Here is a 12,409-nt window from a genome sequence, read left to right as displayed (position 1 = left end):
GTAACAATTCAACCATATAACAATCAAATCATTCAGCCATTCAACAATTAAAGCCAATGCTCAAAGACTACCTGCGCCTGCACTTCATTGTTCTGCTCTGGGGCTTCACGGCTATTTTGGGCAAGCTGATTTCGGTGCCACCGGTGGAGCTGGTGTTTTGGCGGACGCTGTTGGCCGCGACTGGGTTGGCGGCGCTGCTGGTAGTGCGCAAGCAGCCTTGGCGTTTGCCGATAGGCCAGGTGCTGCGGCTGCTGGGTGTGGGGGCGCTGGTGGCGGCGCACTGGATTATGTTTTTTCTGGCGGCCCGCTTGTCGTCGGTGAGCGTCTGTCTGGCGGGCATGGCTACCCTAGCCTTATGGACTTCGCTGTTGGAACCGCTGCTGTTGTGGCGGCGCGTGCGGTTCTACGAAGTCGGCTTGGGAATGCTCACGATGGTGGGTCTGTACATTGTGGCGCAGGCCGTGTATGGGCCCGCAGACCCACCTTCCGCGGCGGGGGCTACTGGCTTCGCCGGGCAAGGCCAATTGCTGGGACTAGGCGTGGCGGTGATTTCGGCGGGTTTGTCGGCGCTGTTTAGCGTATTTAACTCCACGCTGGTGAAACGCCACTCGCCGCTTCAAATCACGCTCTACGAAATGAGCGGCGCCTGCCTAAGTATCGTCCTTTTCATGCCTGTGTACAGCCGCTACCTCACTGATGGCCGGGGCCTGAGCCTGACGTTGAGTGGGACAGATTGGCTGTGGATGCTGCTACTGGCCGGAGCGTGTACGGTATACGCCTTCTCCTCGTCGGTGGAGTTGATGAAGCGTATTTCCGCCTTCGTCGTGAACCTGACTATCAACCTGGAACCCGTGTACGGCATCTTGCTGGCCGTGGTCCTGTACACGTTGCGCGTGCCGGGCTTCGCGCAAGAGCGGCTTTCCACTGGCTTCTACCTCGGCACGCTCGTCATTCTATCAAGCGTGCTCATTCAACCCGTTCTGGCTACTAGGATGCGCCGCACGTCCGTGCAGTAAGCACGCGGCGTACGGTAGTCGCCGTTACAACCGGCCGTTCCAGACCAGGTATTCTGTGGGCAGCGCTAGCTGCGGCGGCAGTCCCAGGCCGGGGAAAAGGCCGTACACCGCCGAGCCAGAACCAGAAAGGCTGGCATAGGCCGCTCCGGCCGCGTAGAGTCGCTGCTTGATGTCGGTCAGCACCGGGTATACCGGACTTAGCGCGTCTTCGAAGTCGTTGCTGATGGTGTGGCGCCAGGTTTCCAGGGGTTGGGCTAGAGCCTCACGCAAGGCATGGCGGGGCGGGTGGGGCGTCACGCGAGAGTAAGCTTCGGCGGTGCTGATGTGCAGGCCAGGGTACACCACCTGGCAGGCCATGCCGGTCAGGTCCAGGCTAATTTGCTCGAATACGTCTCCTTTTTCGTGCGCGAAGACTGGCTTGTTCTGGATGAAGAAGGCGCAGTCGGAGCCCAGACGGCGGGCGTAGCCTTCCAGGGTTTCAGCAGGAAGATTCAGGCTGAATAGCTCGTTTAAGGCCCGGAGCGCAAACGCCGCGTCGGCCGAGCCGCCGCCTAGCCCCGCTCCTATCGGCACCACTTTGTGTAGGTGCAGCTGCACGGGCGGTAAGTCGAAATCAGCTTTCAACAGCTCGTAGGCCCGGCGGCAGAGGTTGGTAGCTGGGTCGCCGGGGATGGGGATGCCAGTGAGGTGGAGCGTGGTTTCGGCGCCGGGCGGCGCGGGTAATATTTCCAGCGCGTCGGACCAAGGCAGCGGCACAAACACCGATTCGAGGTTGCGGAACCCATCGGGGCGCAGACCCGTGACGTAGAGGCCGAGGTTGAGTTTGGCGTTCGGAAAAACGAGCATGAGGCAGAAGCTTTTTGCGCCGCTACCTGGTCTTGTCCTCAACGGGCAAGCCACCGGAACGGCAGAGGGCGCAAGCTAAAGCGAAGAAGTGGAAGTCGGGTCAACGCGGCATTCCTTCTATTTTTGGCTTCTTTCGCCATCTGTCGCCCAAGCTGCCCCGTATGTCCGTTGCTGATTCTGCTGGCTGGTACCGTCGCTGGGGCAAACGCACCTTGGATGTGGTGCTGGCCGCTCCGCTCTTGCTGCTGGCTTTGCCGCTGCTGCTAGCTGCGGCGGCGGCCTTGGCCGCGCAGAACGGTGGCCCCTGGCTGTTTCGGCAGCCGCGGCCGGGGCAGCACGGGCGGCTCTTTACTCTCTACAAGCTCCAAACCATGACCTCTGCCCGCAACCCACAGGGCCACCTGCTCCCCGACGCGCAACGCCTGCCGCGCCTGGGCCGCTGGCTACGGGCCACGTCGGTAGACGAGCTTCCCCAGCTCTGGAACGTGCTGCGCGGCGACTTAAGCCTGGTGGGCCCCCGGCCGTTGCTACCCGAATACCTGCCGCTGTACTCGCCGCAGCAGGCCCGGCGCCACGAGGTGCGCCCTGGCATTACGGGCTGGGCGCAGGTGAATGGCCGCAACAACATCAGCTGGGAGCAGAAATTCGAGTACGACGTGTGGTACGTAGACGCGCTCAGCTTCAGCCTCGATCTGCGAATTCTGGCCCGTACGGCCGCGCGGGTGCTCCAAGCGCGCGACATAAACGCCCCCGGCCAGGCCACCACGGAAGCTTTCCGCGGCTCTTCTTCTCTTTGATTTTTTGCTCCCTAATGCAGCCGCTTTCTTACTCTCTCACCAACTCTTCTTCCCCGCAGCCGCTGGTCATTTTTGGGGCGGGCGGCCTGGGCCGGGAAGTACTAATGCTGGTGCACCAACTCAACGAGGTGACGCCAACCTGGGAGCTGCTCGGCTTTTACGATGACGTGCGCCCAGTTGCGGGTGCTATCCACGGTTTACCTTATCTGGGCACGGCCACGGACCTCAACGCAACCCGTACGCCGCTGCATGTGGTAGTGGCCGTAGGCAGCAGCCAGGGCCGGGCCGCCGTGGCGCGCCGTCTGACTTCACCTCAACTGCACTTTCCCACTCTCATTCATCCTAGCGTAGCGTGCGCGCCGTACCAGCAGCTCCAGTTCGGGCCGGGCTGCATCATTAGCCAAGGCTGCATCCTTACCACCGACATCATCCTCGGCCGCCACGTGCTGCTTAATCTGGGCTGCACCATTGGGCACGATGTCGTGCTGGAAGATTTCTGCTCCCTGATGCCCCACGCCAACGTCGGCGGCGAAGCCTACCTCGAAACCGGCGTGTACCTCGGCACCAATGCCACGGTTATCAACCGGGTGCGGGTGGGTGCCCGCACCACCGTGGGAGCTGGCGCCGTAGCCGTCCGCGACCTGCCCGCCGACTGCACGGCCGTGGGCGTCCCGGCCCAACGCATCAAGCAGCACGTGTTGTGAAGAGACCTGAGCTATGGGACCTGAGAAGTGAGACAGACGTACGTATTGCCGGGTCTGCGTAATGATCCAAAAGAAACGACAAGTTCCAGGCTTACAACGTAGGTCACAACGAAGAGCGGGAACACGAAGCTCCCTGCCCATTTCATTTGCTTCTTCTTTCTTCACGGCCCAAGCAAAACCTTGGGTATAGCTCAGTAATGAGACATGAGCACGAAGTACCCAGAGCTGCTTGCCGTAGCTTTTTTCGACCACTTATGTTTTGTCTCAGTACTCAATACGAACTACTCAGTACTTAATGCGCAGCCAGGATTACGACCGAATTCACCTCTCTCCGCCTCACCTCGGCCGCCACGAGCTAAACTACCTGCACAAGGCTATTGAGGATAACTGGGTGGCGCCGGCCGGCCCTAATCTGGATGGCTTCGAGCGGGATATCTGCGAGTATACCGGCGCGCAGCACTGCGTGGCGCTGTCGTCGGGCACGGCGGCTATTCACCTTGGCTTGAAGCTACTCGGCGTCGGGCCCGGCGATGAGGTGCTCTGCCCTTCATTCACGTTCGTAGCCACCGCCAACCCCATCAGCTACCTCGGCGCTACGCCCGTCTTCATCGACAGTGAGCCCGCTACCTGGAACATGTGCCCCGACCGTTTGCGCGAAGCGCTACAAGCACGGACACAGGGCGGGCAGCGCCCGCCTAAGGCGCTCCTTCTCGTGCATCTGTACGGCATGCCCGCTCGGCTCGATGCGTTGCTGGCTATTGCCCGCGAGTACAAGGTAGCGGTACTCGAAGATGCCGCCGAAGCGCTGGGGGCTCGTTACCAAGGGCAGCCCTTGGGCACCTTTGGCGACGTCGGCGTTTTCTCCTTCAATGGCAATAAGATTCTAACGACCAGTGGCGGCGGCGCGCTGGTAACCAACACCGCGGAATGGGCGCAGAAAACCCGCTTCTGGGCCACCCAAGCCAAAGACCCCGCCAGCCACTACCAGCACTCCGAAATCGGCTATAACTACCGCCTTAGCAACTTGCTCGCGGGCATCGGGCGGGGCCAGATGGAGCTACTAGAGGACCGGGTAAAGCGCCGCCGCGAAATCTACGCCTGGTACCAGGAACACCTGCGCGACGTGCCGGGCCTGTCCTTCGGCCCCTCGGAAGCTGCCGGCAGCCGCTCCAACCGCTGGCTCACCACCGTCCTGCTAGACCCCGAGCAAACCACCGTCACGCCCGAGCAGGTGCGCCTGCACCTCGAAACCCGCAACATCGAAAGCCGCCCCCTCTGGAAGCCGCTGCACTTGCAGCCCTTGTTCCAAGATGCGCCAATGTATGGTGGCGAAGTGTGCGCTAAGTTGTTCACGCGCGGGTTGTGTTTGCCCAGCGGCACGGCTATGACCGAGGCGGATTTGGAGCGGGTGGCGGGGGCAGTGCGAGAGATATTGCTGAAAACTCAACCCTAATTCTGGCACAAAACCATTCCGAGGCGGCACATAAAGTTCATTTCCTAGTATCTCCAGTACAAACACTAGGAGCGCAAGCACAAAATGCTTGCAAACAGTACATAAATCACTACTCAGTTACCGCCTGCTCCAAGTCCGCCAACAGCTCCTCTACCGGCTCAATCCCCACCGATAGCCGCACCAGTCCGGCCGTAATACCTAGCTCAGCTTGCTGCTCTAGAGTAAGATAGCGATGTGAAGTGCTCAATGGATATGACAGCGACGAATCGACTCCAGCCAAAGACGGCGCGAAGGGAAACCGTTGGCAGCGCCGGATGAAACGGTTTACCACCTCCGTATCGTCGGCAAGCAAAACCGAGAGCATGCCGCCAAATAGGCCGCGACCCTGCTCCTGTGCCAGCACGTGCTGCGGATGGTTGGGCAGGCCGGGATAGTACACGGCGCGCACGGCGGGCTGCTGGCGAAGAAATTCAGCCACGGCCAAGGCATTGTGGCTGTGCTCCCGCATTCGTAGGCGCAGCGTTTTGAGGCCGCGCATAGCCAGCCAGCTTTCCATGGGGCTCAAGGTGAGGCCGAAGTGCATGCCTATCTGCTTGAGTCGCACCGCAGTTTCGGCATCGGCAGCTACTACTACGCCGGCCGTCACGTCGGAGTGGCCCGCAATGTATTTCGTGACGCTGTGCAGCACGAGGTCGGCGCCCAAGGCCAAGGGCTTCGTGAGCACCGGCGTGGCAAACGTATTATCGATGATGAGCTTGAGGCCCAGTCGCCGGCACTCGGCAGCCAGCCGCCGCAGGTCCGCAACGCGCAGCAAGGGATTACTGATGGTTTCGGCCAGCAGCAGGCGCGTAGTGGGCCGCACGAAGGGCGTCAGATCGTACAGCTGATCGAAGGGCACGTAGGTCACGGCAATACCCAGCCGGCTCAGCTCCGCGTTCAGCAACGACGACGAGCCGCCGTAAATGTCGGCCGCGCACAGCACATGGTCGCCGGCCTGGCAGCAAGCCATGAGGGCCGCGAAGATGGCCGCCATGCCCGACCCCGTAGCCAGAGCCCCCGCGCCGCCTTCTAGTTGGTTAACGGCCTCGGCCAGTTCATCGGAATTTGGGTTGCCATTGCGCGAGTAGAGGTAGCGGCTGCCCGGCTCCCCGAAGTACAGCTCCAACTCGTTGAGGTCCTCAAACTTGAAAACGGAAGTCTGGTATATCGGGGTGATTTTGGGGGTGATGTGCATGTAGCGGGCTTTAACCTGTGCCCAACAGCGCAGGACAAACAACAAGAAGCTTGACACTAAGCCAGGAAGCAAAACCAACGGCAGCGCAAACCGCCGAGGCTTTTTAGAGGCGTTAACTAAAGTTTATCCCATTAAAAAAAGCCTTTCCCGCAAAGGAAAGGCTTTTTTAAGAGCTGCGCTAAATAGAATCTACTTACGCCGAAGCGCCTTCCGCCAACACGATAACGTTGTTGCGCAGCACTTCTACCACGCCGCCATCAATGTGGAACGCCGTACGGCCCACCGCGCCATTGAGCACGATGTCGCCTTCTTTCAGCGCCGAAATCAGCGGAGCGTGATTATTCAGAACCTCAAACAACCCATCGGCACCCGGAAACTGAGCCGACGAAACCTCGCCCTCAAATACTTTCCGGTCCGGCGTGATGATTTCTAAATGCATGGTCTTGATGTGCTGATTTTTTGATGTGCTGATGTGCTAATGCGGTGATGGGTTGATTTTCTGATGTGCCTATGGGTTGATCATTGATCAATTCAGCATCTCAGGTAAGAGGATATGCCGACGGCCGAAAAAAATCAGCACATCAGCACATCAAAAAATCAGCACATTATTTCGCTTCCGCAATCAGTCTTTCGCCCTTGGCAACGGCATCTTCGATGGTGCCTACGAGGTTGAAAGCCGCTTCTGGCAGACGGTCGTGGTGGCCGTCGATGATTTCGTTGAAGCCGCGGATGGTGTCCTTGATGTCAACCAACACGCCTTTCAGGCCCGTGAACTGCTCAGCCACGAAGAAAGGCTGCGACAGGAAACGCTGTACGCGGCGGGCCCGGCTTACCACAAGCTTATCCTCTTCCGAGAGTTCGTCCATGCCCAAAATGGCGATGATGTCCTGCAATTCTTTATAGCGCTGCAGAATCTCCTTCACGCGCTGGGCGGTGTTGTAGTGCTCGGCGCCCAGTACGGTGGCGTCCAGAATGCGCGAGGTAGAGTCCAGCGGGTCTACGGCCGGGTAGATGCCCAACTCAGCGATTTTGCGGCTCAGTACCGTGGTAGCGTCCAAGTGAGCGAAGGTGTTGGCCGGAGCCGGGTCCGTCAAGTCATCGGCCGGCACATACACGGCCTGTACCGACGTGATGGAACCACGCTTGGTGGAGGTGATACGCTCCTGCATGGCACCCATTTCGGTGGCCAGCGTGGGCTGGTAGCCTACGGCCGAAGGCATCCGGCCCAGCAGAGCTGATACTTCCGAGCCGGCCTGCGTGAAGCGGAAGATGTTGTCGATGAAGAACAGAATGTCGCGGCCGGCACCGGTGCCGTCGCCGTCACGGAAGCTCTCCGCGATGGTCAGACCCGACAGGGCCACGCGGGCGCGGGCTCCGGGGGGCTCGTTCATCTGGCCGAACACCAGCGTTGCCTGCGACTTTTCCAGCTCGGCTTGGTCTACCTTCGAAAGATCCCAGCCACCGGCTTCCATCGAGTGCTTGAACTCCTCGCCGTAGCGAATGATGTTGGCCTCAATGAATTCGCGCAGTAAGTCGTTGCCTTCGCGGGTACGCTCGCCTACGCCAGCAAACACCGACAGACCCGAGTAGGCCTTGGCTACGTTGTTGATGAGTTCCTGAATGAGTACGGTTTTGCCTACGCCGGCCCCGCCGAACAAACCAATTTTGCCACCCTTTACATAAGGAGCGAGCAAGTCAATTACTTTGATGCCGGTGAAAAATACTTCCGAGGAAGTAGCCAGCTCTTCGAAAGCCGGAGCCTGGCGGTGAATGGGCAAGCTGGTGGTGCTGTTCGGCTGCGGAATGCCGTCGATGGCATAACCGATTACGTTGAACAGGCGGCCCTTGATGCTGTCGCCGGTGGGCATGGAAATGGGCGCGCCCAGGTCACGTACGTCGGCGCCACGAGTCAGACCCTCGGTGGAGTCCATGGCGATGGTGCGCACACGGTCTTCGCCCAGGTGCTGCTGGCACTCCAGGATTACCACCTGGCCGTTGTCTTTCGTGACTTCGAGAGCGTCGAGAATGTTGGGGAGCTTAGAGCCTTCACCCGCGAAGCTCACGTCCACAACGGGACCGATAACCTGGGTGATTTTGCCGGTATTCGCCATTACGTTTTATGTATGGATGGGATGCAACGTTTCAGGCCGCAAAACTACGGCTTAATCCCCGCTTTGCCAAAGCCAGGCTTACAGGAAACTTTGCCCCCTCACTGGCTGCCCTTCCCACTCTGAAAATCAGTCGGTCAGCGCGTCTAAAAGGCCTTTTGCGAGTCAATACAGCAGAAGACCAGGAAAAAATATTCCAACGAAAGTTTGGCTTGAAAAAAAGCAGTGGTACATTTGCACACCCAAACGGAACGCCGGTATCGGCAACCGAGGGAAATTGTCCGATGGTGTAACTGGCAACACGCTTGATTTTGATTCAAGAAAGTCCAGGTTCGAGCCCTGGTCGGACAACCGACTAAGTGAAGCGAAAGGCGCTGATTCTTCCTCAACCGGAAGAGTCGGCGCCTTTCGCTTTTTCAGTTTCTGTCATTCCGAGCACAACCAAGCATCTGCCTTTGCCTACTGCGCACGGTTCAGATTGCTGTAGCGGCTCAGAATGACGCTTTTTTACCCAATTCTCACCTCTCCTTTTTCTCCATGCCACAGCAGGTAAAAATCTTCGCGGGCAATGCCTCCCACGAACTGGGTCTGAAAATAGCGGAAGCCTTCGGCCAACCCCTCGGCGACCTCAGCATCCAGCGCTTCGCGGATACGGAACTCGGCCCCAGCTTCAACGAGAGTGTGCGGGGCTGCGCCGTGTTTCTGATCCAGAGCACCAACCCGCCCGCCGAAAACCTGATGGAGTTGATGCTGATGGTGGATGCCGCCAAGCGCGCCTCCGCCGCTTCCGTTACGGTGGTAATGCCCTACTACGGCTACGCCCGCCAAGACCGCAAAGACAAGCCGCGCGTGAGCATTGGCGCCAAAGTAGTAGCCGATTTCGTGCAGAGCGTGGGCACCGACCGCCTCATGACCTGCGACCTGCACGCCGGCCAGATCCAGGGCTTCTTCGATATTCCCGTCGACCATCTGGACGGGGCCACCGTGATGGCCCCTTATATTAAGTCACTGGACCTGGAAGACCTCATTTTCGCCTCGCCCGACGTGGGAGGCGTGGTCCGCACCCGCGCCTTCGCCAAGAAGTTCGGGGCCGAAATTGTGGTCTGCGACAAAATGCGCCTGCGGGCCAACGAAATTGCGTCCATGCAGGTAATCGGCGACGTGACGGGCATGAACGTGGTGCTCGTCGATGACATCGTGGACACGGCCGGGACCATCTGCAAAGCGGCGGAGCTGCTCATGGAGCGGGGCGCTAAATCGGTGCGGGCCGTAATTACGCACGGCGTACTGTCGGGCCCGGCGCACGAGCGAATTCGCAATTCGGTGTTGGAAGAGCTGGTAATTACCGATACGATTCCGCTGAAAGAGCAAAACGCCAAGATTCGCGTGATTTCGCTGGCGGAGCTGTTTGCCCGCGCCATCAACAATGTAGTGTCGCACGAGTCCATCAGCTCCTTGTTTTTGTAGGTCGCTTTCCGCGAAATGCCTTTATTTAACAAGCTGTCAGCTTAGGTTGGCAGCTTGTTTTTTTGGTATAGTATCTGTCAATAGAGATACATACTCATTGATTTTCATGGTTTGCTATGCTAGGTACTTCTCTTCCTTTCCGCTTGCTGCTTGCTGTATTGCTGCTCCTGGGCAGCAAGGCAGCGGCACAAAATCAGCGGCTCATCGACTCTTTACAGCGCGCCGCTTCCACTCAGAAAGATACTACAAAGGCGTGGACCTTAACCAAGCTGGCCTGGGAGTACCGCCCTTACAATCAGAATAAGGCCTTAGCGCTCAACCAGGAAGCGTTGGAGCTGGCTACCGAAGCAGGACACTTGGAGCAACAGGGCTTTTGCTGGATGGCGCTTGGCAACGTGTATATGTTTCATAGTGAAAATGCTCTGGCATTAGCCGCTTACCAGAAAGCGGAGCATTTGCTACAGCGTGCCACTGGTGGCATGGCCGCCTTTCGCTTAGCCCAGCTTCATTACAATTGGGGCCTGCTATTAGAAGGAGAATTGAGCGACTACGCTGGTGCCGTGCAGTATTTGCTGAAGGCCGTGCGGGTATACGAGCAACTCGGCCGCTACCGGGAACAAGCCAGCGCCCTTATGACCATTGGCAACTGTCTGTACCACGAACGGCGGCTTGCGGAAGCGTTTTCCTACTACCAGAAGGCTGAAAAAGCCGCCTACTTAAGTGGCAGCCTCGAGAAGCAACTGGTAGTAATGAATGACTTCTACTCCAGCTACCTCGACCTCTATAATCGGGAACGAAAGCCTGCTTATTTGCAAACAGCCCTACGCAACTTAGAAAAGGGGCTAACGCTCATCCGGCAACATCCCGATAAGCTCCCACCTCAATACCTGCCTACCTTTCTCACCAACTTAGCCGAAGGGTACGCGTGGAACAACGAGCTGAGCCGCGCCCGCCGACTACTTCAGGAAAGTAGTTCTCTGGCTGGAGTGTTGGGTGCCGATGAGCTTTTAGCCCATAATTATAGCATCCTGGCCGGGGTTGAGGCGGAGGAGCGACATACCATCCAAGCCGAAGCTGCCGCTCAGCAAGCCAACCGCTATTTACCTGAATGCAGCCTCAGCGAAAAAGCCATTATTACGAAGCGTCTTCAAAAAGCATATGCCAAACTAAACAACTGGCACGCTGCCCATACGTGGCTAGCTCGGCACGCCGCCATTCAGGATTCCCTGGCTAGCCAGGCAAAAGACCAGACAGCTCGCCGGCTGACCATACAGTACGAAGTGGAAAAGAAAGACCTGAACATTCGGGTTCTTACGCAGGAAGCCGCCTACCAGCGCCGGCTTGCACTGCTTGCGGGCGGGTTGGGCTTGCTCCTGCTAGCTGGGGCCGCCGCCTTGGTATATTCCAATCGGCTCCGGCGGCGGCTGGCGGAGCAGCAGCTGCTACTGTCGGAACAGCAGGCGCTGGTAGACCGGCAGGAGAAGCTGCTGGCTCAGCAGCAGCAGTTGCAGTTACAGCAGGAGATAGACTACAAGCACCGGGAACTGACGACCACGACGCTCAACCTGGAGCGCAAGAATGAGCTGCTGCTGACGCTTCGCAAGGAGCTCGAACAAGTACCCGAAACCGACCAGCAACTCAAGCCGGCCTTTCGCCTCATCGACAAGAATCTTCAGCTCGACGATGATATCGACCAGTTCCGCCACCACTTCGAAGGGGTGCACCCAAGCTTCTTCCAGACGCTCACTACGCAAGCCGAAATTCCTCTCTCCCCCACTGACCTTCGTTACTGTGCTTACCTGCGCATGGGACTGTCCACCAAGGAAATTGCCAACCTCCTCAACATCGAACCACACTCCGTACGGGTAGGAAAGCACCGTTTGAAGCAGAAGCTGAACCTCAGCAAAGAAGTTGACCTAGAGAGCTTTATAAAGAATTTTTAGCCTTGTATATACTTTGTAACGCCCTCTTTTGCGGTAGTTGCGGCAGGTGCCCATCATCTTTGAACCGTCGCGACAGCATAGGGGCAGCCGAAAACCTTATAGAGTAGGCACACTTATTTCTTTCCACCGTCATGAAAGGCTCCATCCTCTCTTCATTCTTTCAAAAAGTACTCCTTATTGCTTTCCTCTGCGGCGCCGTATCATCTTGCAAAGACGATGACGACGACAACGGCGCGAGCCCGTCTAACAGCAATGTTGTAGAGTTGCCTAGCAACGTAATCGGCACATTCACCGGCGACCTATCGTACACGAAGCCTGGCGCAGCGCCTATCGCTGTGAGCGACAATGGCACGGCCACGCTCACCAGAACTGGTGACAAGACTTACTCTATTAGCTTTAATAACGGCGTACCTGGCCTCACCAACCTGAAGTTTCAGTCGGGCACTGGCGGCTCTTACTCCACCGTAAGCAGCGATGGCAGCACGGCCGGCATGACGCTCTCGAACACCACTTTGGCGGTAAGCGTCACCAGAGGCACTGAGACCTGGGGATTCAATGGCGACAAATAATCCTATTCTAGTGTACAGCTGATATCGCAGCGAGGCTGTCAGTACAAAGGGTGTACTAGCGGCCTCGCTCGCAGCTGTGTCCTCGGATCACGGATTGGCGCGGATTTAAACAAATTTCACGGATTTTGTGGACGGTTCCTTTTATGCATCGCCGCACTGCTTTCCACCAAATGCAAAGGCCACTCTGTTTGCAGGGAGGCCTCTGCGTTTGATTTTTATTTTTGCTCGACCTGTTACAGTAGACTATTTACTTTAAGTAAAGTATGGTAGCC

Annotated in this window: 11 protein-coding genes and 1 tRNA gene; 8 read left to right on the top strand and 4 right to left on the bottom strand. The window is 58.0% G+C overall.

Going from position 1 to position 12,409, the window contains the following annotated elements:
- Positions 1 to 56 precede the first annotated feature (56 nt).
- Positions 57 to 1,016 carry a DMT family transporter gene (locus ACYSMN_RS11360; RefSeq protein WP_488923997.1) on the top strand — a complete coding sequence of 320 codons (960 nt, stop codon included), beginning with the start codon at positions 57 to 59 and terminating at the stop codon, positions 1,014 to 1,016.
- A gap of 24 nt (positions 1,017 to 1,040) precedes the next feature.
- Here ACYSMN_RS11360 and ispE read toward each other — a convergent pair whose 3' ends face one another.
- Positions 1,041 to 1,862 (bottom strand): 4-(cytidine 5'-diphospho)-2-C-methyl-D-erythritol kinase, encoded by an 822-nt coding sequence (ispE, locus tag ACYSMN_RS11355; protein ID WP_488923996.1) that lies wholly within the window; start codon positions 1,860 to 1,862, stop codon positions 1,041 to 1,043.
- 161 nt (positions 1,863 to 2,023) lie between these two features.
- Between ispE and ACYSMN_RS11350 the strand changes: the two genes are divergently transcribed.
- The 3 genes from ACYSMN_RS11350 (at position 2,024) to ACYSMN_RS11340 (ending at position 4,816) form a co-directional block, all read left to right on the top strand.
- On the top strand, positions 2,024 to 2,659 hold the full coding sequence (locus tag ACYSMN_RS11350) for a sugar transferase (RefSeq protein ID WP_488923995.1): 636 nt from the start codon (positions 2,024 to 2,026) through the stop codon (positions 2,657 to 2,659).
- Positions 2,660 to 2,673: 14 nt separating this feature from the next.
- Entirely contained in the window at positions 2,674 to 3,363 is a 690-nt protein-coding gene (locus ACYSMN_RS11345; RefSeq protein ID WP_488923994.1) for an acetyltransferase, read from the top strand.
- Between the two features lie 295 nt (positions 3,364 to 3,658).
- Positions 3,659 to 4,816, top strand: a complete 1,158-nt coding sequence (locus ACYSMN_RS11340; protein ID WP_488923993.1) for a DegT/DnrJ/EryC1/StrS family aminotransferase — start codon at positions 3,659 to 3,661, stop codon at positions 4,814 to 4,816.
- 109 nt (positions 4,817 to 4,925) lie between these two features.
- On the opposite strand, the gene ACYSMN_RS11335 is transcribed toward ACYSMN_RS11340, so the two are convergent.
- The 3 genes from ACYSMN_RS11335 to atpD form a co-directional block, all read right to left on the bottom strand.
- The gene (locus ACYSMN_RS11335; protein ID WP_488923992.1) at positions 4,926 to 6,050 is read right to left on the bottom strand and encodes a trans-sulfuration enzyme family protein; all 1,125 of its coding nucleotides are present in this window, start codon (positions 6,048 to 6,050) and stop codon (positions 4,926 to 4,928) included.
- Between the two features lie 193 nt (positions 6,051 to 6,243).
- Positions 6,244 to 6,489 (bottom strand): ATP synthase F1 subunit epsilon, encoded by a 246-nt coding sequence (gene atpC, locus ACYSMN_RS11330; RefSeq protein WP_488923991.1) that lies wholly within the window; start codon positions 6,487 to 6,489, stop codon positions 6,244 to 6,246.
- A gap of 166 nt (positions 6,490 to 6,655) precedes the next feature.
- The gene (atpD, locus tag ACYSMN_RS11325; RefSeq protein WP_488923990.1) at positions 6,656 to 8,161 is read right to left on the bottom strand and encodes a F0F1 ATP synthase subunit beta; all 1,506 of its coding nucleotides are present in this window, start codon (positions 8,159 to 8,161) and stop codon (positions 6,656 to 6,658) included.
- A gap of 275 nt (positions 8,162 to 8,436) precedes the next feature.
- Here atpD and ACYSMN_RS11320 point away from each other — a divergent pair.
- The 4 genes from ACYSMN_RS11320 (at position 8,437) to ACYSMN_RS11305 (ending at position 12,137) form a co-directional block, all read left to right on the top strand.
- A tRNA-Gln gene (locus ACYSMN_RS11320) sits at positions 8,437 to 8,509 on the top strand.
- A gap of 186 nt (positions 8,510 to 8,695) precedes the next feature.
- Positions 8,696 to 9,625, top strand: a complete 930-nt coding sequence (locus tag ACYSMN_RS11315; RefSeq protein ID WP_488923989.1) for a ribose-phosphate pyrophosphokinase — start codon at positions 8,696 to 8,698, stop codon at positions 9,623 to 9,625.
- A 116-nt stretch (positions 9,626 to 9,741) separates the two neighbouring features.
- The gene (locus ACYSMN_RS11310; RefSeq protein WP_488923988.1) at positions 9,742 to 11,568 is read left to right on the top strand and encodes a helix-turn-helix transcriptional regulator; all 1,827 of its coding nucleotides are present in this window, start codon (positions 9,742 to 9,744) and stop codon (positions 11,566 to 11,568) included.
- A gap of 131 nt (positions 11,569 to 11,699) precedes the next feature.
- Entirely contained in the window at positions 11,700 to 12,137 is a 438-nt protein-coding gene (locus ACYSMN_RS11305) for a hypothetical protein (RefSeq protein ID WP_488923987.1), read from the top strand.
- The last annotated feature ends 272 nt before the right edge of the window (positions 12,138 to 12,409 follow it).

Source organism: Hymenobacter sp. M1-2, assembly GCF_057808495.1.
This window is presented reverse-complemented; position numbering and strand designations above follow the sequence as displayed.

Excerpts from the sequence above, each read along its gene's own strand:
- ACYSMN_RS11360 (WP_488923997.1), top strand. The coding sequence starts at position 57 with ATGCTCAAAGACTACCTGCGCCTGCACTTCATTGTTCTGCTCTGGGGC.
- ispE (WP_488923996.1), bottom strand. The coding sequence starts at position 1,862 with ATGCTCGTTTTTCCGAACGCCAAACTCAACCTCGGCCTCTACGTCACG.
- ACYSMN_RS11350 (WP_488923995.1), top strand. The coding sequence starts at position 2,024 with ATGTCCGTTGCTGATTCTGCTGGCTGGTACCGTCGCTGGGGCAAACGC.
- ACYSMN_RS11345 (WP_488923994.1), top strand. The coding sequence starts at position 2,674 with ATGCAGCCGCTTTCTTACTCTCTCACCAACTCTTCTTCCCCGCAGCCG.
- ACYSMN_RS11340 (WP_488923993.1), top strand. The coding sequence starts at position 3,659 with ATGCGCAGCCAGGATTACGACCGAATTCACCTCTCTCCGCCTCACCTC.
- ACYSMN_RS11335 (WP_488923992.1), bottom strand. The coding sequence starts at position 6,050 with ATGCACATCACCCCCAAAATCACCCCGATATACCAGACTTCCGTTTTC.
- atpC (WP_488923991.1), bottom strand. The coding sequence starts at position 6,489 with ATGCATTTAGAAATCATCACGCCGGACCGGAAAGTATTTGAGGGCGAG.
- atpD (WP_488923990.1), bottom strand. The coding sequence starts at position 8,161 with ATGGCGAATACCGGCAAAATCACCCAGGTTATCGGTCCCGTTGTGGAC.
- ACYSMN_RS11315 (WP_488923989.1), top strand. The coding sequence starts at position 8,696 with ATGCCACAGCAGGTAAAAATCTTCGCGGGCAATGCCTCCCACGAACTG.
- ACYSMN_RS11310 (WP_488923988.1), top strand. The coding sequence starts at position 9,742 with ATGCTAGGTACTTCTCTTCCTTTCCGCTTGCTGCTTGCTGTATTGCTG.
- ACYSMN_RS11305 (WP_488923987.1), top strand. The coding sequence starts at position 11,700 with ATGAAAGGCTCCATCCTCTCTTCATTCTTTCAAAAAGTACTCCTTATT.